Origin of the sequence: Jiangella alkaliphila, assembly GCF_900105925.1 — a bacterium.
GTDB lineage: Bacteria > Actinomycetota > Actinomycetes > Jiangellales > Jiangellaceae > Jiangella > Jiangella alkaliphila.
Genome location: NZ_LT629791.1, coordinates 3,584,774 through 3,605,293, shown reverse-complemented (window position 1 = coordinate 3,605,293; position 20,520 = coordinate 3,584,774). Strand labels below are relative to the sequence as shown.

18 protein-coding genes are annotated in these 20,520 nt (G+C 71.8%); 9 read left to right on the top strand and 9 right to left on the bottom strand.

Annotation, left to right across the window (positions count from 1 at the left end; genetic code table 11):
• Positions 1-34: 34 nt before the first annotated feature.
• From BLV05_RS16435 to BLV05_RS16425, 3 genes are all read right to left on the bottom strand, one after another.
• Positions 35-448: a hypothetical protein gene (locus BLV05_RS16435; RefSeq protein ID WP_046768078.1), complete on the bottom strand. Its 414-nt coding sequence runs from the start codon at positions 446-448 to the stop codon at positions 35-37.
• Positions 445-702: a hypothetical protein gene (locus tag BLV05_RS16430; RefSeq protein ID WP_046768077.1), complete on the bottom strand. Its 258-nt coding sequence runs from the start codon at positions 700-702 to the stop codon at positions 445-447. Before BLV05_RS16430 ends, BLV05_RS16435 begins: the two co-directional genes overlap by 4 nt.
• Before the next feature lie 87 nt (positions 703-789).
• On the bottom strand, positions 790-1,533 hold the full coding sequence (locus tag BLV05_RS16425; RefSeq protein WP_046768076.1) for a GntR family transcriptional regulator: 744 nt from the start codon (positions 1,531-1,533) through the stop codon (positions 790-792).
• 181 nt (positions 1,534-1,714) lie between these two features.
• Here BLV05_RS16425 and BLV05_RS16420 point away from each other — a divergent pair, with 181 nt between their 5' ends.
• Genes BLV05_RS16420 through BLV05_RS16400 form a run of 5 tightly spaced genes read left to right on the top strand, consistent with a single transcriptional unit; the run spans position 1,715 to position 7,187 of the window.
• The gene (locus tag BLV05_RS16420; RefSeq protein ID WP_046768075.1) at positions 1,715-3,136 is read left to right on the top strand and encodes an extracellular solute-binding protein; all 1,422 of its coding nucleotides are present in this window, start codon (positions 1,715-1,717) and stop codon (positions 3,134-3,136) included.
• Positions 3,111-4,070, top strand: coding sequence for a carbohydrate ABC transporter permease (locus tag BLV05_RS16415; RefSeq protein ID WP_082155112.1), 960 nt, complete (start codon positions 3,111-3,113; stop codon positions 4,068-4,070). Before BLV05_RS16420 ends, BLV05_RS16415 begins: the two co-directional genes overlap by 26 nt.
• On the top strand, positions 4,067-4,888 hold the full coding sequence (locus BLV05_RS16410; RefSeq protein WP_046768074.1) for a carbohydrate ABC transporter permease: 822 nt from the start codon (positions 4,067-4,069) through the stop codon (positions 4,886-4,888). Before BLV05_RS16415 ends, BLV05_RS16410 begins: the two co-directional genes overlap by 4 nt.
• On the top strand, positions 4,888-5,982 hold the full coding sequence (locus BLV05_RS16405; protein ID WP_046768073.1) for an ABC transporter ATP-binding protein: 1,095 nt from the start codon (positions 4,888-4,890) through the stop codon (positions 5,980-5,982). Before BLV05_RS16410 ends, BLV05_RS16405 begins: the two co-directional genes overlap by 1 nt.
• Positions 5,979-7,187, top strand: a complete 1,209-nt coding sequence (locus tag BLV05_RS16400) for a CehA/McbA family metallohydrolase (RefSeq protein ID WP_046768072.1) — start codon at positions 5,979-5,981, stop codon at positions 7,185-7,187. Before BLV05_RS16405 ends, BLV05_RS16400 begins: the two co-directional genes overlap by 4 nt.
• An 8-nt stretch (positions 7,188-7,195) precedes the next feature.
• Here the strand turns inward: BLV05_RS16400 and BLV05_RS16395 are convergent, their stop codons facing one another.
• Positions 7,196-7,918, bottom strand: a complete 723-nt coding sequence (locus tag BLV05_RS16395) for a hypothetical protein (protein WP_046768071.1) — start codon at positions 7,916-7,918, stop codon at positions 7,196-7,198.
• A 182-nt stretch (positions 7,919-8,100) separates the two neighbouring features.
• Positions 8,101-8,664 carry a TetR/AcrR family transcriptional regulator gene (locus BLV05_RS16390; protein ID WP_046768070.1) on the bottom strand — a complete coding sequence of 188 codons (564 nt, stop codon included), beginning with the start codon at positions 8,662-8,664 and terminating at the stop codon, positions 8,101-8,103.
• Between the two features lie 79 nt (positions 8,665-8,743).
• On the opposite strand from BLV05_RS16390, the gene BLV05_RS16385 reads away from it, so the two are divergent.
• The gene (locus BLV05_RS16385; protein WP_046768069.1) at positions 8,744-10,540 is read left to right on the top strand and encodes an ABC transporter ATP-binding protein; all 1,797 of its coding nucleotides are present in this window, start codon (positions 8,744-8,746) and stop codon (positions 10,538-10,540) included.
• Positions 10,541-10,778: 238 nt separating this feature from the next.
• The gene (locus BLV05_RS16380; RefSeq protein WP_152690683.1) at positions 10,779-12,041 is read left to right on the top strand and encodes a trypsin-like serine protease; all 1,263 of its coding nucleotides are present in this window, start codon (positions 10,779-10,781) and stop codon (positions 12,039-12,041) included.
• Between the two features lie 4 nt (positions 12,042-12,045).
• On the opposite strand, the gene BLV05_RS16375 is transcribed toward BLV05_RS16380, so the two are convergent.
• The 3 genes from BLV05_RS16375 to BLV05_RS16365 are packed head-to-tail and all read right to left on the bottom strand — an operon-like array spanning position 12,046 to position 16,819.
• Positions 12,046-14,754 carry a glycoside hydrolase family 38 N-terminal domain-containing protein gene (locus BLV05_RS16375; RefSeq protein ID WP_046768067.1) on the bottom strand — a complete coding sequence of 903 codons (2,709 nt, stop codon included), beginning with the start codon at positions 14,752-14,754 and terminating at the stop codon, positions 12,046-12,048.
• Positions 14,751-15,911, bottom strand: coding sequence for a Gfo/Idh/MocA family protein (locus BLV05_RS16370; protein WP_160312727.1), 1,161 nt, complete (start codon positions 15,909-15,911; stop codon positions 14,751-14,753). The genes BLV05_RS16375 and BLV05_RS16370 overlap by 4 nt, the downstream gene beginning before the upstream one ends.
• Positions 15,908-16,819 (bottom strand): sugar phosphate isomerase/epimerase family protein, encoded by a 912-nt coding sequence (locus tag BLV05_RS16365; protein WP_197683686.1) that lies wholly within the window; start codon positions 16,817-16,819, stop codon positions 15,908-15,910. Before BLV05_RS16365 ends, BLV05_RS16370 begins: the two co-directional genes overlap by 4 nt.
• Before the next feature lie 240 nt (positions 16,820-17,059).
• Between BLV05_RS16365 and BLV05_RS16360 the strand changes: the two genes are divergently transcribed.
• Positions 17,060-18,040, top strand: coding sequence for a sigma-70 family RNA polymerase sigma factor (locus BLV05_RS16360; RefSeq protein WP_046768065.1), 981 nt, complete (start codon positions 17,060-17,062; stop codon positions 18,038-18,040).
• A gap of 78 nt (positions 18,041-18,118) precedes the next feature.
• Complete coding sequence (locus BLV05_RS16355; RefSeq protein ID WP_152690682.1) at positions 18,119-19,099, top strand: fibronectin type III domain-containing protein; 981 nt, start codon at positions 18,119-18,121, stop codon at positions 19,097-19,099.
• On the opposite strand, the gene BLV05_RS16350 is transcribed toward BLV05_RS16355, so the two are convergent.
• Positions 19,080-20,519 (bottom strand): mannitol dehydrogenase family protein, encoded by a 1,440-nt coding sequence (locus tag BLV05_RS16350; protein WP_046768063.1) that lies wholly within the window; start codon positions 20,517-20,519, stop codon positions 19,080-19,082. The genes BLV05_RS16355 and BLV05_RS16350 overlap by 20 nt on opposite strands.
• Position 20,520: the final 1 nt, after the last annotated feature.

The following is a 20,520-nucleotide window of genomic DNA, read 5'->3' as shown; positions in this document are numbered from 1 at the left end:
GTCAGGTGCCCTGAGGAATCGGCTGCGGCCACGGTCACGCGCGCAGGGTGAAGGCCTCCTGATCCGCCAGCATCTGGCTGACCCGTTGTTTGGTCAGACCCACGGCTTCACCGATGAGTCGCTGGGAGAGACCAGCGCCACGGAGCACGTCGAGTGCAACGCGGACTGCTTCCTCCCGCTCGCGCTGTGCGCGCTCAAGTCGTTCGCGGGCTAGAGCTGCTCCCAGGATCTGGGCGGTGACGTCCTTGCCGGCGATCTCGTAGTGCCAGCTGATCGTGACGTCGCTGGGGTCCGAGCCGGCGAGATCGGCGATCAGTTCGGGCAGGTCTGTGTGAAGCTCCGCAAGCGTCGGGTAGTCGGCAGCGCCGATGACGCTCGGCGGCAGACCCTCGATGTCGGCCACCCACAGGTCCTCGTCGCGAACGACCTTCACTGCGTACGTGGTCATCGGTTCTCCATCCATTTCTCGCCGAACAAGTGCGCCAACCCGGCCTCGATCTGGCCAAGCACCTTCCACGAGACGTCCTGAGTGTGGTTCGTGAGCGTGAACCGAGCGACCTCCTCGGCATCCTTCATGACGAGATAGATCGCGTGCGATCCCTTGCCCCGTTTCGGTAGCAACTCGATCTTGAGTCCATTGGCACGCGCCGCTTTACGAGCCAACTGGAGGACCGCCGCGGCCTTCATACGTTTGTTCACCACGATGGTATGTCTAATCCACTAGACGAACAAGCGTCAAATCGACTAGACAACGTCGCGAAGCAGCGCCTGCGGCACCAGCAACACTCATCAGGTGGTGGTGAGGGTGAGCTCGAAGGTGTACATCGACGCGCGGTAGAGGTGCGAGCCGTACTCGACGGCGCGGCCGGTCTCGTCGTAGGCGACCCGGGTCATGGTGAGCAGCGGCGCGCCGGGGTGCTCGGCGAGCAGCCTCGCCTCGGCCGCCCGGGCGGCCCGGCCGCCGATCGTCTGGGTGGCGATCTTCAGGTTGACGCCGGCCGCGCGGATCATCGCGTACAGGCCGGTCCGCTCCAGCCCGCGGGCGTCGAGGCGGACGAGGCCGGCGGGGACGTAGTTGCTCATGATCGACAGCGGCTCGTCGCCGGTGAACCGCAGCCGCCTGATCGCGTACACCTGGGCGCCGTCGTCCAGCCCGAGCGCCTCGGCCACGATCTCGCTGGGCTCCTGCAGCTCGAAGGAGAGGATCTGCGTGCGCGGCTGCTTCCCGGCCGCGGCGAGGTCGTCGTAGAGGCTGGACAGCTCGACCGGGCGGCGCACCTTGGGCCGGACCACCTGGGTGCCGACGCCGCGCTTGCGGACCAGCAGGCCGCGGTCGACCAGGTACTCGATGGCGCGCCGCATGGTCGGCCGCGACAGGCCGAGCTGGTCGGCCAGCTGGATCTCGTTGTCCAGCCGGGTGCCGGGCGGATAGGCCCCGGACTCGATGAGGTGCTCCAAGTGCTGGGCCACCTGGAAGTACAGCGGCACCGGGCTGGTGCGATCGACCACGAGCTCCGGGATCCCCTCGGCCACGCCGAACCCCCTCCTCCTGGCTGATGCGTACGTCAGTATGTTAGGACATTTGCTCGCCGGTCCGTGTGACCAGGCATATGAGGTACCAGTGAGGTCACAGCTCACGGAAGGTCTAGACCTCGTCAGAAAGTCATGACAATCTGACAGCCGGACATCGAGGTTCGGTTGCTCTGGAGGATCGATGAGGATCAACACCGGGCTCGGCGGCATGGCCGGCCTGCTTGCTGCGGCGCTCGTCCTGGCGGCGTGCGGAAGTGACGACGACGGCGGCTCCGCGGGCGGCGACGCCTCCCAGAACGCCGACGCCACCGAGGTCACCCTGACCATCACCGACAACGCCATCGCCGGCGGCAAGAACTCCGAGGGCGCCGCCTGGATCACCGACTACGTGATCCCCGAGTTCACCGCCATGCAGGAGGAGCAGGGCGTCGACGTCACCATCGAGTTCGAGGAGAACGGCGTCGACGACGAGGACTACAAGACGAAGATCGCCCTGGACCTGCAGTCCGGCGCCGGTGGCGACATCATCAGCATCGACGGCATCTGGACCGGAGAGTTCGCCGAGGCCGGCTACATCGCGCCGCTCACCGACGTCGCCGGCGACGCCGTCGAGGACTGGGACGGCTGGGAGCAGATCCCCGAGGCCGTCCAGCAGGCCATGTCGTTCGACGACCAGGCCTACGGCATCCCCGTCGGCACCGACGGCCGCGTCATCTACTTCAACAAGGACCTGTTCGCGCAGGCCGGGCTGCCTGAGGACTGGCAGCCCACCAGCTGGGACGAGATCCTCGAGGCCGCTCGGGCGCTCAAGCAGCTCGACGGCGTCACCCCGCTGCAGGTCAACGCCGGCGTCCCGATGGGCGAGGCGACGACGATGCAGGGCTTCCTGCCGCTGCTGGCCGGCACCGGCGAGGAGATCTGGGCGGACGACGCCTGGACCGGCGCGTCCGAGGGCGTCACCGAGGTACTCGACTTCTACGGCCAGGTGTACGGCGACGAGGCGCTCGGCGACCCGCTGCTGCAGCAGGAGGCCCAGGGCCGCGACACGTCGTTCCAGCTGTTCGCCAGCGGCCAGCTCGGCATGCTGATCGAGAGCGACTACCTGTGGCGCTCGGTGATCAACCCCGACGGCGGCATCGCGCCCATGACCAACCGCGACGAGGTCGTCGGCTGGGCGAGGATCCCGGCCCGCGAGCCCGGCGCCGGCCTCAACGGGCAGGACTTCGTCAGCATGTCCGGCGGCACCGGCCGCGTCATCAACCCGAACACCGAGTTCCCGCAGCAGGCGTGGGAGCTGATGATGTTCATGAACTCCCCCGAGGCGCTCCAGGCGATGATCGAGATCGGCGGCGCGCGCATCACCCCGCGCGACGACGTCAACGCCGACGCGCTGGCCGGCGACCCGCTGATGGCCTTCATCGCCGAAGAGGTGCTGCCGATCACCGCGTACCGGCCGGCGCTGGCGGTCTACCCGCAGGTCTCGGTGGCGCTGCAGAACGCGACGGCGGCGGTGTCGTCCGGCACGTCGGCCGACGACGCGGCGGCGGACTACCAGAGTGAGCTGGAGGGCATCGTCGGTGGCGACGGTTCCATCGCCGACTGAGCTCGACACCGGGCCGGCGGGCGCGCCTCCGGGCGGCGCCCGCCGGACCCGTCCCGTCGACGACGGCGACGCGGCCGGCCTCGGCCGCTGGCGGGCCACCGGGTTCGTCGCGCCGGCGCTGCTGGTCGTCGCGATCTTCCTGGTCTTCCCGGCGATCTGGACGCTCTACCTGGGGCTGACCAACTGGCGGCTGACCGGGCTGGCCGCGGCCGAGCCGGAGTTCGTCGGCACCGAGAACTACACCGACGCGCTCAGCGACCCGGCGTTTCGCAACTCGCTGCTGCTGACGCTGGTGTTCGTGTTCTTCTCCGCGATCATCGGGCAGTCGATCCTGGGGTTCGCGCTGGCCTGGACGGCGCGGCGGCTGCGGCCCGCCGTCCGGTCGGTGCTGGAGACCGTGGTCCTGCTGGCCTGGATCATCCCGGCATCGGTGGTGGCGTTCCTGTGGCTGGCACTGCTGGACCGGCGCGAGGGCACGCTGAATGCACTGCTCGGCAGCGACGGCACGGCGTGGCTGCTCGAGTACCCGATGCAGTCGATCATCATCTTCAACATCTGGAACGGCACGGCGTTCTCGATGCTGCTGTTCAGCTCGGCGCTGGCGTCGGTGCCGCCGTCGCAGTTCGAGACCGCCCGGATGGCCGGCGCCGGCACGTTCGCCACGCTGCGCGACGTCGTGCTGCCGAACATCCGCGGCCACATCCTCACCAACACGCTGCTGATCACGTTGTGGACGTTCAACGTGTTCGCGCCGTACCTGATCACCGCAGGCGGGCCGCAGGGAGAGACCGAGATCCTCGGCATCTACATCTACCGGGTGGCGCTGCGCGACGGCGCGCTCGGGCAGGGCGCCGCGCTGTCGCTGATCATGATCATCATCAACCTGATCGTCGCGTCGGTGTATCTGCGGTTGCTGAGGGAGCGGCGCCCATGACGGTCCGTGGCGCGTTGGGTGTGGTCGGCCGGTACGTCTTCGTCGGTTTCGTCTTCGTGTTCTTCGCGCTGCCGCTGCTGTGGCTGCTGACGGCGCCGTTCGACACCGCGCCGACGGTGCAGGTGTCGCTGCCGGACTTCACACTGGAGAACTTCCGCACACTGTGGGACAACCCGTACGCGATGCGGTCGCTGGGCAACTCGGTGATCATCGCCGCCGGCACGATGGCGATCACGCTGGTGCTGGCCGCGCTGGCGTCGTACGCACTGTCGCGGGTCCGGATCCCCGGCCGCGACACCCTGCTCTACCTGCTGCTCCTGCTCTCGTCGATCGTGACCGGGACGGCGGCCATGGTGCCGACGTTCCTGCTGATGACCGAGCTCGGGCTGATCGACCGGCAGCTCGGCGTCGTGCTGGTGCTGACCGGCGGGCTGCTGCCGACGGCGATCTTCATCCTCAAGGACTTCATGGACTCCACGCCGCGCTCCTACGAGGAGTCGGCGCGGGTGTTCGGCGCGTCGTCGCTGCAGATCCTGCGCCACGTCGTCGTCCCGATCGCCCGGCCCGGGCTGGCCACCATCGCCGTCTGGGCGGTGGTGCAGGTGTGGGGCAACTTCCTGGTGCCGTTCATCCTGCTCCGCTCCCCCGACCGGCAGCCGGCCGCCGTCGTCATGTTCACCTTCTACACCGAGGGCGGGCAGCCCAACCTCGCCCTGATCTCCACGTTCTCCCTGCTGTTCTCCATCCCGGTCGTGCTCATGTATCTGTTCGTGAACCGCCGGTACGGCTTCCGCTTCCACGGAGGGATCAAGCGCTGATGGCGGCGATCACCACGCACCAGCTGGTCAAGGAGTACCCCGGCGGCGTCCGCGCCGTCGACGGACTCGACCTCACCATCGAGGACGGCGAGTTCTTCGCGCTGCTCGGCCCGTCCGGCTGCGGCAAGACGACCTTGCTGCGCACCATCGCCGGCCTGGAGACGGCGACGGAGGGGCGGCTGTCGATCGGGCCGCGCGACGTGACGACCTTGCCGCCCGGCCAGCGTCGCGTGGCGATGGTGTTCCAGGACTACGCGCTGTTCCCGCACATGACGGTGGCCGACAACATCGCGTACCCGCTGAAGATCCAGAAGGTGGACCGCTCGTCGCGCCTGGCCACGGCCGAGGAGGTGGCGGGTGGGCTGTCGCTGGCCGGGCTGACGGCGCGGCGGCCGGGTCAGCTGTCCGGCGGGCAGCAGCAGCGCGTGGCCCTCGGGCGCGCCGTCGCCAGCAAGCCCGACGTGTTCCTGTTCGACGAGCCGCTGTCCAACCTCGACGCGCGGCTGCGGCTGGAGGCGCGGACCTTCCTCAAGCGGCTGCAGCGCGACCTCGGCGTCACGACGGTATTCGTCACGCACGACCAGGCGGAGGCGCTCGCGCTGGCCGACCGGATGGCGATCATGCGGTCGGGGCGGATCCAGCAGATCGGGTCGCCGCGCGAGGTGTTCCGCCGGCCGGCCAACACGTTCGTCGCCGGGTTCGTCGGGTCGACCCCGATGAACCTGCACGCCGGTTCCGTCGTCGATGGGCGAGTTGCCGTAGCCGGGGCGTCGCTGCCGCTGCCGCCGGGACTGTCCGTGGGCGATGGGGCGTCGGTGATCTGGGGCGGCCGGCCGGAGTACCTGCGCTGGTCGACGTCGGCCCCGTCCTCGCCCGGCTCCATCGGCGGCACCGTCACCGTCGTCGAGAACCTCGGCGCGTCGGTGCTGGTCACCGTCGAGGCCGGGGACGGCGTTCAGGTGCAGGTGGTCGTCGACGAGGACGACGAGCCGGCGCCCGGCACCGCCGGCTGGGTGGCCGTCCGGCCGGAGCGGACGCTGCTGTTCGACGCCGAGAGCGAGGAACTGCTGGAGCCGGTGGCGGCCGCGGCATGACGACGCTGCTGTCGCGGCGGCTGCTCCCGGCCGACCGCGCGGCGTCGCCGTACCTGGAGGTGCCGTTCGAGGTGCCTGCCGGGACGCGGTCGGTCTCGGTGTCGTTGTCGTACTCGGGTGCCGGCGCGGTGATCGACCTCGGGTGCTTGGGCGTGGACGGCTGGCGCGGCTGGTCCGGCGGCGCGCGGCGGCGTTTCACGGTGACCGCTTCGGCGGCGACGCCTGGGTACGTCGCGGGGCCGCTGGAGCCGGGCGAGTGGTCGGTCGTGCTCGGGCTGTACCGGGTGCCTGGCGAGGGGGTGCCCGTGACCCTTTCCCTGTCGCTGGACGATCCGTCGGCGCCGCTGGACCCGGAGCCCCCGGGACCCCCTGTTCCTGAGCGCCCGCCGCGCCGCTCGCTGCCCGCCGACGCCGGGCTGACCTGGCTGGCCTGCGACTTCCACGCCCACACGCTGCACTCCGACGGCTCGCTGCCGGTGGCCGGGCTGGCCGCTCTCGGCGTGGAGGCGGGGCTGGACGTGCTCGCCGTCACGGACCACAACACGGTGTCGCATCACGCTGTGTTGCCGTCGGTGGGTGCGGCTTACGGGATCACCTTGCTGCCCGGCCAGGAGGTGACGACCGACCGCGGCCATGCCAACGCGTTCGGCCCCATCCCCTGGGTCGACTTCCGTCAGCCGCCGTCGTCGTGGGTGTCGGCGGTGGAGTCGGCCGGCGGGCTGCTGTCGATCAACCATCCGCTGGCCGGGGACTGCTCGTGGCACCATCCGCTGGAGAAGCGGCCGCCGCTCGCGGAGATCTTCCACCACTCCTGGATGGCGCACGAATGGACCGGGCCGCTCGCCTGGTGGACGGCGTGGGGTCTGTCCACCGTGCCGATCGGCGGGTCGGACTTCCACTCCCCCGCCGACGGCCGGCCGCTGGGCCGCCCGGTGACCTGGGTGGCTTCGTCGTCGCCTGCCGTCCCGGACGTGCTGGACGCGCTGCGGGCCGGCCGGACGGCCTTGTCCTGGTCGGTCGCCGACCCGGTGCTGTTGCGCGTGGACGGCGAATTGCTCGCGGTGGGCGCCGACGGCCTGCTGCTCGCCGACGTCTGGGGGCGGCGTCAGGTGGTCCGCGGGGAGGTCGCTCGCTTCCCCGGTGCCCCCGGCCCGCATCGCCTCGAGACCGCCGCCACCGCCGCCGTCGTCGCCCTTACCCCGTAGCCAGCGCCTTATCGTCCTGACACCTGGCGCCCGACAGCGCCTGGGTGAACCTCGAACCCGAACACCACACCAGTCTCGCCAAGTGCGTGGTTCCGCCCGCAAACTGCGACCATGGTCCACAGCTGCTCGACGGCCAAGGCAATCCGCTCGTTGAGACCTGCGACAAAGTCCGCCCAGATGTCGTTGTCGCCGACATTCGTCGTCGTCGCGCTGTACAGGGTTGCGACTGCGGGATCGGCGAGGGCCGCACTTTCGATCTTCTGCCACGCGGCGTCAGGGCCAACCCATGATTGCGGTTTCTCACCGAGAAGGTCGAGAAAGAAGAACCGACCCCTGCGTCCGTACATGTCGAGGGCCTCGATGACCGGCTCGACTACGGGATCGGCCTCGACCCCGGCGAACCGCGCCCGCACGTGTTCACTCGTGTCGGCAGTGCGTACGCGCAGCTCGGCCATGACAGCCTCGTGCATCTCATCGAGTTTGTGCCCCCACGCCATCGTCTCCTGGGCGGACGGCCACGCTTGGTCTCGATCCAGGGCCACGATGCCCAGGGTCAGTTTGTAGAGCTTCTCAACTCCGATGGACAGCATCGTGAGGATCGGATCGCGGGTCGTCTCGACGAACGCGGCAGTCCGCAAGACCCGCAGGCCGTATGCGAGCAGGTTTCGAGTCGAGTTCATCTCCGCGATCAGGGCGAAGCCCCGTTCACGATCGAGACCGACGATGGGCATGAAGTGAAGCTAGTCCTCGGGTCCGACACATCGATCGTTGCCTCGCGCACGAACTGATGGGTGAGGGATGTGGGCAGCTATGGGAACCCGGATCCCTCACCCATTGATGTCCCTGGCCGATGTGGCGGTTTGGTGGGGCTAGGGCGCCACCAAACCGCCACAGTCTCGCCGGGCCGGGCACCTCAGACGCGGGGCGAGAGGCCGTGGCGGAAGATGCGGATCAGCGTCTCGGTGGCCTTGTGGCGGGGCAGGGTGCCCATGGCCACCGACTCGGCGGTGACGTAGATGAGGGCGTACATGACGCCGATGACGAACTGGGGGGCGATGTCGGCGTCGAGGTCGCCGTCGCGCTGGGCGGCGCGGACGAGGTCGGGGAGGGCCTCGTCTTCTTCGTCGCTCCAGTGGGGGTTGCCCTCGAAGCGGACGGGGTCGCTGAACAGGAACAGGATCTGGTCGGCGAGGTCGACGATGGCGGCCATGATGTTCTCGACCGTCTCGACCGGGGTGGTGGAGGCGTCGACGGCGGCGTTCCAGGCCTCATCCAGCCGGGCCTGCGACTCGATGAGCAGGGCGTCGACGAGGGCTTGGCGCTCGGGGAAGTAGCGGTGCAGGGTGCTGCGGCTGACCTCGGCGCGGTCGGCGATGTCGCCGAGGGACGCGGAGTAGTCGCGGGCCCACACGGCGGCGGCCGCGTCGAGGATGGCCCGCCGGGTCCGTTGGCGCACGCCGGAGTCGATCGTCGTCACGCCGCCTCATATTACACAGCTCCACCATAATAGAACATCAGGCCTTGAAAATGGGACAGCAGTGTGTCATTGTGCGACCATGAGCGCCCCATACAGCCCGCCCGCCGAGGAGCGGCCCACGCCCGATCTGCCCACCGGCGCGAAGATCCGGCTGCTCTGGTCCTACGCGCGCCCGCACAAGCGCATCCTGATCGTCGGCCTGCTGCTGGGGCTGGTGGCGACCGGCGCCGAGCTGGTGACGCCGCTGGTGACGCGGGCGGTGCTCGACGGGCTCGAGGTCGACGCGTCGTTGCGGGGACCGGTGACGTTGCTGGCCGTGCTGCTGGTCGCCGGCGCCGTCATCGAGCTGGTGCAGACGATCCTGCTGGGCACGCTGGCCGAGCGGATCATCCTGGCGGCCCGCACCGGCATGGTCCGCCAGCTGCTGCGGACGAAGGTGACCGAGCTCGGCACGCGCAGCCCCGGCGAGATGGTCACCCGGGTCACGTCCGACACGATGCTGATCCGCGAGGCGACCACCTCCAGCATCGTCAACGGAGTCAACGGCCTGGTCGGGCTGGTCGGCGCGCTGGCGCTGATGGCCTACCTCGACGTCGTCCTGCTCGGGACCACCCTGGGCGTCATCGTCCTCGTCGGCATCCTCGCCGGGCTGCTGATGCCCAAGCTGGCCAAGGCGCAGCAGGAGGCGCAGGAGGAGGTCGGCGCGCTCGGCGGACGGCTCGAGGGTGTGCTGCGCGCGTTGCGCACGGTGAAGGCGGCCCGGGCCGAGGCCCGCGAAACCGCCCGGATCTCACTGCACGCCGAGCGCTCGGCGGAGAAGAGCATCCGCGCGGTCCGGCTCGAGGCGTGGGCGTGGACCATCACCGGCGGCGGCATCAACCTCGCCATCATGCTGATCCTCGGCGTCGGCGCCTACCGGGTCGCGGCCGGCGAGATGACGGTGACCACGCTGGTCGCGTTCCTGCTCTACGCGTTCCAGCTGATGATGCCGGTGATGCTGCTGACGATGAGCATGACGTCGGTGCAGTCCGGGCTCGCGGCGGCCGCCCGCATCGGCGAGATCGACGCGATGGCGACGGAGTCCGACGCGGCGACGGCGGTTCCGGCGGCCGCGACGACGATGGCCGACGACGCCGCGCTGGAGCTGCGCGACGTCGAGTACCGCTACTCCCCCGAGTCAGCGCCGGCGCTCGACGGCGTCAGCCTGACCATCCCTCGGCACGGGCACACGGCGATCATCGGGCCGTCCGGCGCCGGCAAGACGACCATCTTCTCGCTGCTGCTGAAGTTCCTGCAGCCGCAGCGCGGCGAGATCGTGCTCGACGGCCGCCCGTTCGCCGACTGGCGCCTGGCCGACCTGCGCAGCCGCATCGCCTACGTCGAGCAGGACACCCCGCTGGTCCCCGGCACCCTGCGCGAGAACCTCGCCTACGCCGCGCCGGACGCCACCGAGGACGAGCTCTGGGCGGCGCTCCGGACGGTCCGGCTGGACGACCGCGTCCGCGACCTGGAGCACGGCCTCGACACCGAGCTGTCGCCGACGACGATGTCCGGCGGCGAGCGGCAGCGGGTCGCGCTGGCCCGCGCGCTGGTCACCGACGCCGAGCTGCTGCTGCTCGACGAGGCCACGGCGCAGCTGGACGGGCTGAGCGAGGCCGCGGTCGCCGAGGGCATCCGCCGCCAGGCCGCCACCGGCGCCGTCGTGACCATCGCGCACCGGCTCTCGACCGTCGTCGACGCCGACCAGATCGTGCTGCTGGAGGCCGGCCGGGTCCGCGCCGTCGGCACCCACCAGGAGCTGCTCCAGGCCGACGACCTCTACCGCGAGTTGGTCGCCGCACTACGCATCGCCACCACTCCGCAGCCGGTCAGCTGACCGGCTCGTCTCCCGGCGCGCCAAGCGCCACCTAGATCAGCGCGCCGCCGAGCTGCCCACGGGAGCCCGGCGGCGCGCTTGACATCGACGTCGAATTCGGGTCGGTCACCGAACCCCATGATCGACATGCGGTCCGGACCGGTATCTCTTATTCTCAGATCCCGCTATTTCCGAGATCATCACTATCTGTCACGATTCGTGCAGGGCTCGTGGCTCTGAGTAGAGAGAGCAGCCCCCCGTGAATCGACGACGCCCATTCGCCGTCGCCTGCGCCGCTTTGGCCATCACCGGCCTGTTCGGCGCGGCATCCGCCACCACTACTCCGTCCATCGCCGCACCGCCGCGGCTCACCGGTCTCGAGCAGGCCGCCGCCATCGAGGCCTTCCAACAGGCCTTTCCCGGCGTCAGCGACGCCGAGGCACTGCGCCGCATCGACGCCGAGGACGAACGCGTCGAGTTGATCGAGCAGCTCGCCGCCGAGTCGCAGGACACCTACGGCGGCGCCTGGTACGACGGCGCCACCGACACCCAGCACCTGCTGTCGACGACGCCGGCGGCCGCGGCCAGGTTCACCCGCGCGGCGACCGCCCGCGGCATCGACGTCGCCATGCACGACGTCGACTTCAGCCTCGCCACGCTGATCGCCGAGCGCGACGCCGTCAACGAGGGCACGCGCCGCGGCGTGCCGGCCGGCGCCACCGCCGGCGTCGACCTGAAGACCAACCGGGTCGTCGTCGAACTGCCGGCGAGCACGCTCAGCAGCGTGCGCCGGGGCGCGCTGACGCTGCCGGCCACCATGCGGGCGACGGCGCAGACGGCGCAGACGACCGGCCCGGAGGCGTGCACCACCCACCGCCGCTGCGACCCTCCACTGCGCGCCGGGGTGCAGCTCTGGCGTGGCCCCGAGAAGAACTACTCCTGCTCGGCCGGGTTCACCGCGAACTCGACCACCAGCGGCGGCCGGTGGGTGCTCACCGCCGGCCACTGCGGCGCCATCGGCAGCCGGTGGGGCAACGGCACGCAGACCGTCGGCACCCTGCGGGCCAGGTACAACTGGAATGACGTCGACGCGGCGGCCATCCGCATCGACAACACGTACTGGCTGAACAGCACCACGTGGGGCTGGATGTACCACGAGGACGCCACCAACCAGCGGCTGGCCGTGGCCAGGCGGATCACCTCCGAGACGAGCATGCAGCCGGGCCAGACGCTGTGCATCGCGGCCCAGTCCGCCGCCTCCGGGATCCGCTGCGGCGTCCTCGCCGACGTCAACGACGCCAGCGCCCGCAACCTGGCCCGCGTCAACGGCATCGACACCTGCCCCGGCGACAGCGGCGGCGCCTGGTACCGGTACACCAGCACCGGCCGCATCGCCTACGGCATCCACCACGGCGGCAAGATCGTGCCGTCGACCTGCCACGGCAAGGACGTCTCGCTGTTCACCACACTGCCCGACATGACCGAGCAACTCGGCTTCACCGTGCACACGCGCAGCCGGTAGGAAGCTAGGAGACGCGGATCGTCGCGATCTCCCAGGGTCCGAGCTCGACGTCGACGCGGTCACCGTCCACGGGGAGCGGCTCCAGCGCCCGGCCGAGCAGGTCGGTCCGCCAAGCCGTGACGAACGCCCCGGTGACGGTGGCCGTCGTCGGCGCGGCTGACATGGCGACCAGCCGCACCTCGGTCTCGTCGCCGCGGGTTCGGATCGACGACGCCACCACGCCCGGCCCGCTCACGCCCAGACCCGACGACGACGGCGGCAGCTCACCGCCCGCGGCGGCCAGGCCGGGCGCGACCAGGGCGTCGTGGCGGAACTCCTCCGCGAGCCGTGGCGCCGACGCCGGACCCCATCCGCCGGCCCGCGGCACGACCGCCAGCCGCGCCCGCACCGGCACGCCGACGTACTGCGCGCCGGGCACCGGGAACTCCGACCCGGCCGGCTCGTCGCGCAGCGGGTGCAGGTTGACGCTCATCCAGCCGACCGCGCGCAGCAGGGTCAGCGCCAGTTCCCCGCCGTCGCCGGCCAGCTCGTACTCGGTGACGTGGTCCAGCAGCACCGTCGCGGGTCCGGCGGACACGAACGACGACGCCGGGAACGTCGGCAGCGGGTACTCGCCCCAGCCGCCCTCGGACGTCAGCCCGCGCACCGTCACCGCGAACTGCCCGTCGGCCGCGGACTCGGTGACCGGCGCGGGCAGCGGCACGTGCAGCCGGACCCGGTGGTCGCGCGCCGGGTTGACGAACGACACGTCCAGCCGGACGAACGGCTCGCCGGCCCGCAGCTCGACCAGGGTCGTCACCTCGACCGGCACCGTCTCGGCGGCCCGCACGTCGACGTCGTCGGACAGTGACACCGGCCAGTCGTAGCGTCGGACGACCCGCAGCACGCCGCGCAGCGGGCCGGACTCGTCCACCGTCACGGTCACCGACGACGGCGCGTCGACCAGCACGTCGGCGGCGGGCGGGCCGTAGTTGTAGCTGTCGCCGCGGTCGCCGCCCGACACCAGCCGGCCGACGCCGGTCAGGACGGTTCCGTCGGCGCCGCGGACCGTCAGCGTGCCGTCGCCGGCGACGTCCACCCGGACGTCCGACGAGGTCAACGACCGCTCCGTCACCTCGACGCCCGGCGCGCCCGCCGAGGACCCGCCCTGCGACGTCCGCACCGCGACCTGCCCGGACGCGTCCAGCGGCACGGCGACCAGCACCCGGCGCCGCTGCTGTGCGACCGTGCGGACCCGCCACTCGCCTGAAGCCTCGGCGACGGCCGCCGCCAGCTCCGCGCGCAGGGCCGCGAGGTCGAACTCCGGCGCCGCCGGCACCCGGGCCACCTCGACGTCCAGCGAGCCCGGCGCGACGACGTACGACTCGATCTGCTGGCCGAACAGCTCGCGGCCGTGGATGCGCCGGATCACCTTCTCCAGGTCGGCGGCGGCCAGCTTCTCGTCGCCCAGCACGGTCGCGGAGCGGCTCAGCTCCTGCACCGGCAGGGCGGTGCCGTCCGGCAGTTCGGCGACGACCGGGCGCTCCGCGTCCGGCGCGGCGACGTCCAGCTCGGCCAGCACGGTGCGGGGCCACGGGACGGTATTGACGACGGCGTGCGCGTCGGCCGGCACGCGCGCCGCGACCGACCGGAGCACCGCGGAGCGGACGGCGCGCCCGGCCTGCTCTGCCTCGGCCAGCCGGGCCGCGACCTGGGCGGCGGTCTCGTCGACGCCGCAGCCGGTGACGGAGTCGTGCGCCGTCGACTCGACGATCTTCCGCCAGGCCAGCAGGAACGCCTCGCGGTAGTCGTCCGCGGGCCGGAACTGCGCCGCGAGCGCCTCGGCCTCACCGACGACGCGCTCGGCCCGGGCCATGGCCTGCTTGAGGCCGACCCGGATCGAGATGACGCCGGGCAGGATGTTGCCGCGCGCGTGGCTGCGCAGCTCGCCCACCACGACCGGCAGGCGCGGGTCGTCGGGCCGGAACCGGGTGACGTACTCGGCCAGCCCGGCGATCGTCAGCCCGGCGCCGCCCGGGCCGCGGATCAGCTCCATGAGGTCCGGCCGCGGCGCGGAGTGGTCGGTGCCGAGCATGCCGAGCACCGGGTCGTCGCCGTACCAGGACCGCGTCTCCTCGCGATACGCCTCGACCGCCGAGCCCAGCCGGGCCGGGATCGCGAACAGGTCCAGCGCGTTGCCGTAGCCGTCGAACAGGTACTCCACCCGCACGGTGCTGCCGTCGGGCGCCTCCCAGCGGAAGGCGTGCTGGTGCAGCGCGCCCGGCGCCCCGCGCCACAGGCTCGCGTGCTCGATGCCGGCGCGGGCCAGCAGCTGCGGCATCTGCGCGGTGTGGCCGAACATGTCCGGCAGGTAGCCCACCGGCATCGCACCGCCGAGCGCCTCGGCGCCCTGCCAGCCCAGCTCGAGGTTGCGCACGATCGTCTCGCCGCCGCACAGGAACTCGTCCAGCAGGATGTACCAGGGGCCGACCGACAACCGGCCCTGCCGGACCATCTCGGCGACCCGGTGCCGGTTCTCCGGGCGCAGCTCCAGGTAGTCGACGACGGCGGCGAACTGGCCGTCGAGGGTGAACCGGAAGTCCGGGTCGGCCTCGGCCCGCGCCAGCACGTCGTCGAGCACGTCGGCCAGCTTGAGCCGGAACACCTGGAACGGCTCGTACCACTCGCGGTCCCAGTGGGTGTGCGGCACCAGGACGATCTCGGGCTCGGTCATGCGTGTGCCGCCTCTCCGCCCAGCGGCTCGTCGCCGGCCAGCAGCCGGACGATGCGCTGGCTGGTCAGGACGTCCGTCCGGCCTTCGGCGACGCCTGCCCGCGGCCGCTCGCCCGCCATCACCATGCGGTGGAAGTCGGTCAGCTCGTTCTCGAACGACTCGCCGGTGGACGTGAACACCGAACGGACCTCGCCGCCCGCGGCCAGGCCGGCCGGCGGCGCCTCGACGACCTCGAGGCGGGTCGGGTTGTTCAGCACGTACGGCGTCCCGAACGTCACCCGCAGCGAGCCGCGGCCGTGGTGCACCGTCAGCGTCTCGGTGTACGCCGGGTAGTCGGGCAGGTAGTGCCAGCTCATCCGGGCGCGGACGGCTCCGGGCAGCTCGCCGGTCACCTCGACCGAGCGCGCGTCCCAGCCCTTCCGCGCCGCGGCCGGCCACTCCCGCGCGCCGTCGACGACGGTCAGCCCGCCGAACACCGCCCGCAGCAGCGACGTGTTGTGCACGAGGCTGCCGAGCACGACGTTCGCGTACAGCTGCCGCAGCCGGTCGGACGTTCCGGCGCCGAGCGCGGCGTCCAGCAGCCGGCCCGACTCCGCGGCCAGGCGGCTGACGGCGTCGGGGTCGACGTCGCCGAGCGGGTTGGGCCGCAGGTTGGCGAAGTCCAGCTGCGACTCACCGCTCGGGTGCAGCACCTCGACCTCGACGGCGCGGACGTCGTCGATGCCGGCCAGCCGCTCGCTCAGCTGCCAGACCGCCTCGTCGTGCTCCTTCATGTAGGCCAGCAGCAGTGCCGGACGGCCCAGCTCGCGCTCCGCGTCGGCCAGCGCGTCGGCCTCGGCGACCGTGTACGTCAGCGGCTTCTCGCAGAAGACGGCGACGCCGGCCCGCAGCGCCCGCAGCGCGACGTCTCCGTGCGAGCCTGACGTCAGCAGCACGACGCCGTCGGCGCCGCTCTGCTCGATCATCGCGCCGGCGTCGGCGTAGCGGTGCTCCTCTGGGACGCCGTACTGCTCGCCGATCGCGGTGCGCAGCGACGGCGCCAGGTCGCAGACGGCGACCAGGTCGAACAGGTCCCAGCGGCGGGAGATCAGCGGCAGGTGGACGGACTGCGCGACGGCGCCGAGGCCGGCGACGGCCAGCCGGACGCGGTCGCTCACGGCAGCCACCGGCGCAGCGCCTCGCGGTTGGCGCGCTGGTCGTCGATGACGCGCCCCGGCGGGTCGGACGGCGACGGCACGACGTCCTGCTCGACCACCAGCCAGCCGTCGAAGGCGCTCTGGAACACGGCGTCCATGAACCCGTCGACGTCGAGGTCGCCGGCGCCGAGCTCGACGAACGCGCGCCGCTCCCACACGTCGCGCATGCCGCCCTTCTCGCTGAGCACCTGGTCGAGCACGGCGGTGCGGGCGTCCTTGAGGTGCAGGTGGTTGATCCGCGACCCCCAGCGCCGCCAGCCCTCGACCGGGTCGCCGCCGCCGATGAGCAGGTGGCCGGTGTCGAACGTCAGGCCGACGTCGGTGCGGGCGAGGAACTCGTCGATCTCGGCGGGCGTTTCGACGTACGTGCAGGCATGGTGGTGGAACGTGGGCTCCAGACCGGCGGCGCGCACCCGCGCGGCGGCGGTCTCGACGTTGCGCGCCAGCCGCTCCCAGCCGGCGTCGTCGAGCGCGAGTCCCGGCGCGGCGCCGCCCGGGTTGGCGCGGCGCAACTCGCTGCCCCGGTCGGCCAGCGTCGGCAGCGGCGGGCGCGACGGGTCCAGCTCGGCCGCCGCCACGAAGATCTCCAGGGCGTCGTCGAGCTCGGGCAGCGCCCGGCCGAACGCTTCGTCGTCGGTGAACGGCAGGTCGACCCAGCCGCCCACCAGCACCAGCTCGTGCTCGCGCAGCCGCCGGCGCAGCGCGTCGCCGCGGCCGAGCCAGCCGACCGGGCCGAGGTCGACGCCGTCGTACCCCAGGTCCTGGAGCGGGCCGAGGATCTCCTCGGGGTCCGGCAGCGGCTGGTCCGCCGTCAGCTCGAAGACGCCGAAGCTCACCGGTGCCCCGGCAATGCCCTTCATCGCCACCATTCCCCCATCGTCCGCGCTGACTTTGTCCTGACAACAGTACGTACGGTCAGCCTGCCATGTCCGGCGGGGTCCGCGATTCGGGCGCCGCGACGGCCCGGGCTGCCCGTAGGGGCGTCATTATCATGAGATTTCTCTCCTGCCCAGAGGGTCCTGGAATCTTTGTCAGGGCCCGTGCGTTGTGAACGTATGTTCGCTGATCGTGCGGGTACGGTCCGGACGAGTCGACCTCGAGGGGGACCCATGGCAGTTGCACCAAAGGCCACCAACGCGACGCCGCGGCGTCGTCAGGCGCGCTCCGAGGGCGAGCCCGACCTCGTCGGTCGCTACCTCGCGCAACTGGGCTCAACGCCGCTGCTCACCGCGGCCGAAGAGGTCGATCTGGCCAAGCGCATCGAGACCGGTGTGTACGCCGAGCAGTTGCTGGCCGGTGCCGTGCCCTCCAAGCGCAAGCTGACCCCGTCCCACAAGACCCAGCTCGAGGTGCTGGTCCGCGACGGCGACGCCGCCCGCGACCACATGATCCGGGCCAACCTCCGCCTCGTCGTGTCGGTCGCGCGCAAGCTGTCCGGCCGCGGCCTGCCGTTCCTCGACGTCATCCAAGAGGGCAATCTCGGCCTCATTCGCGCCGTCGAGAAGTTCGACTACGCCAAGGGCTTCAAGTTCTCCACGTACGCCACCTGGTGGATCCGCCAGGCCATCCAGCGCGGCCTCGCCGAGCAGACCCGCACGGTGCGGCTGCCGGTGCACGTGTCCGAGACCGTGGCGAAGCTGCACCGCATCGACCGCGACCTGCAGCGGCTGCTCGGGCGCGACCCGACGGTCGAGGAGGTCGCCGAAGAGGCCGGCATCCCGGTCGAGAAGGTCGTCGAGCTGCGTCGCGTCGCCCGCGACCCACTCAGCCTCGACACACCCATCGGCGACGACGGCGAGTCCAGCATCGGCGAGCTGATCGAGGACGACGACGCCGTCCAGGCCTCCGACCTGGTCGAGCGGCGGGCGCTCAGCGAGCAGCTGCGCAACGTCCTCGACTCGCTGCCCACGCGCGAGGCGAAGATCATCGGCATGCGCTACGGCCTGGTCGACGGCCACGAGCACACCCTGCAGGACGTCGCCGACGAGGTCGGCGTGTCCCGCGAGCGGGTGCGCCAACTGGAGAAGCACGCGCTCATGCTGCTGCGCGACCCGCGCCGCAACGAGTCGCTGATGGCCTGGGCCAGCTGACCGACTCGTCCGCAATCCCTTCTGCGGATCCGCCCGTACACACACACGGGGGTCCATCCGCAGAAGGGACCGTGACCGATGACGCGACACGCACTGCTACGGGCCGGAGCGACAATCGCCGGCGCCTTCACCCTCGTGACCGCGGCACTGGTGGGCCAGTCCGCGGCAGCGGCAGGCGCCGGCAGCTCGGTGCCACCCGCGCCGACCGGCCTGGGGGTGGTCGACCACGACGCGACCAGCGTCGAGCTTGCCTGGAGCTCCACCGAGCCGCAGGACGGGTACACGACGTTCAACGTGTACGCCGACGGCATCCGGGTCTACCTCACCCCGGCGACGACGGCGACCGTCCACGGCCTCACGCCTGGGTCGACCGTGGAGTTCACCGTGACGGTCAAGCGGCCCGACATCGGCGACCGGATCGGCGCCGAGTCCGCGCACAGCGCCCCGGTCCGGGTGACGCTGGACGCCGACACCACGCCGCCACCGACCCCGGAGAACCTTCGGCTCACCGGCCGGCAGACCCAGCCCGAGCGCCTCGGCCTCTTCTGGACGGCGACCCGCGACGACACCGGCGGCGTCCGCCGGTACGAGGTGACCGGACCGCTCGGCAGCACCCTGACCGACCAGTGGCGCACGTGGCACATCGAGGACGTCTCCGGCCTGGACCTCAGCCCCGGCAACTCGTACACGTTCGAGCTGCGCGCCGTCGACGCGGCCGGCAACCGGTCGCTCGTCCCCGCGACCTTCGTCTTCGAGACCACGCCGCCGGGGGTGGCGACCGGGTTGCGCCAGGTCAGCACGCGCTCGGGCTACCCGGCCCTGATCGAGTGGACGGCGGCGCCGGACAACGCCGCGATCATGTCGTACGAGATCTTCCTCGACGGCGAGTCCCTCGGCAGCACGGGCACCGCCGCACCGCGCGTCGACCTGTTCGAGCAGATCTTCAACGTCGCCTGCGTCCCGCCGCCCAGCGGACCGGCGACCGTCCAGGTCCGGGCGACCGACACCTCGCTGAACACCGGCGCGCTCAGCGCACCACTCACTGTCGTCTTCCCCTGACGCCGTGGCGGGACAGGTCGTCGAGGTATCGGACGACGTCGGCCCGCCAGGCGTCGTCGGCGACCAGGTCGGGCGGGACGACCGCGGCGGCGTCCAGTAGCCGCTCGACGTCCGAGGCGGGGACGGCGCGCAGGGCGTCGCGCGCCGGGTCGTTCACCGTCAGCGGACGGCCGTCGTCGGACCGGCCGGCCAGGACGAAGCGCAGCCAGGCGGCCACCACCAGCGTCGCGGCGGCGGACGAACGACCTGCCGCGCGGGTGGCGAGGATCGTCGGCACCACCCGGACCGGGAGCTTCTGCGAACCGTCGGCGGCGACCTGGTCGCAGCGGTGCCCGAGCGCGGAGTTGGCGAACCGCTCCAGCACCGAAGCCGCGTAGGCCCGCAGGTCCCACCCGGGCGGCGCGTCGATCGTCGTCAGCACGTCGCGGTGCAGCGCCTCGACGGCGGCACGGATCGGCGGGTCGGCGACGGCGGCCGCGATGGTCTCGTGCCCGGCCAGCGCACCGAGGTAGGCGATCATCGAGTGCGCCGCGTTCAGGACGCGCAGCTTGGCCGTCTCGTGCGGCCCGACGTCGGCGACCAGCTCGGCGCCGGCCAGTTCCCACGGCGGACGCTCGCCGGCGAAATCGTCCTCGATCACCCACTGGGTGAACGATTCGGCGGCGACCACCGCGTCGTCGGCGAAACCCGTCAGCCGGGCCGCGTCTGCCCGATCGGCGGCCGTCGTGGCGGGCACGATCCGGTCCACCATCGACGACGGGAACCGGGCCGACGCCGCGAGCCACGCCGCCAGCCCATAACCGGGAGCGCCCGGCAAGCGGGCGGCGAACTCCCCCACCAGCCGGCCCAGCCGCGCGCCGTTGCCGACCAGGTTGTCGCAGGACAGCACCGTCACCGGGCCCGCGTCGGCCACCGCCCGCCCGCGCAGCCCGGCGACCAACAGCCCGAGCCCTGTCCTCGGCCGCTCCCCGGCGGCGACCGCGGCGACGTCGGCCCGGACCGCATCGTCGTCGAGCAGGGCGCCGGTGACCGGGTCGCCCAGGTAGCCCTTCTCGGTGATGGTCAGCGTGACGACCGAGATCCGCGGGTCGGCGAACCGGGCGGCCACCTCCGTCCACGACGACGGCGCGTGCCAGGCCTCCGCGACCGAGCCGACCACCCGCGCCGTCACGTCGTCGCCGGACCGCTCCAGCACCGTGAACAGGCCGTCCTGCCGGCGCAGCGCGTCGACGACGTCGGCCGAACGCGGCGCCACCTCGACGATTCCCCACCGCGGGTCTCCGGTCGCCGCCATCGCGCGATCGGTGTAGACGGCCTGATGCGCGCGGTGGAACGCGCCCACGCCGAGATGCACGACGCCGGGCCGCGGCGCCGGCCCGCCCAGCACCGAGCGGGACACCGAGGGGGACGCGTCGGCCACG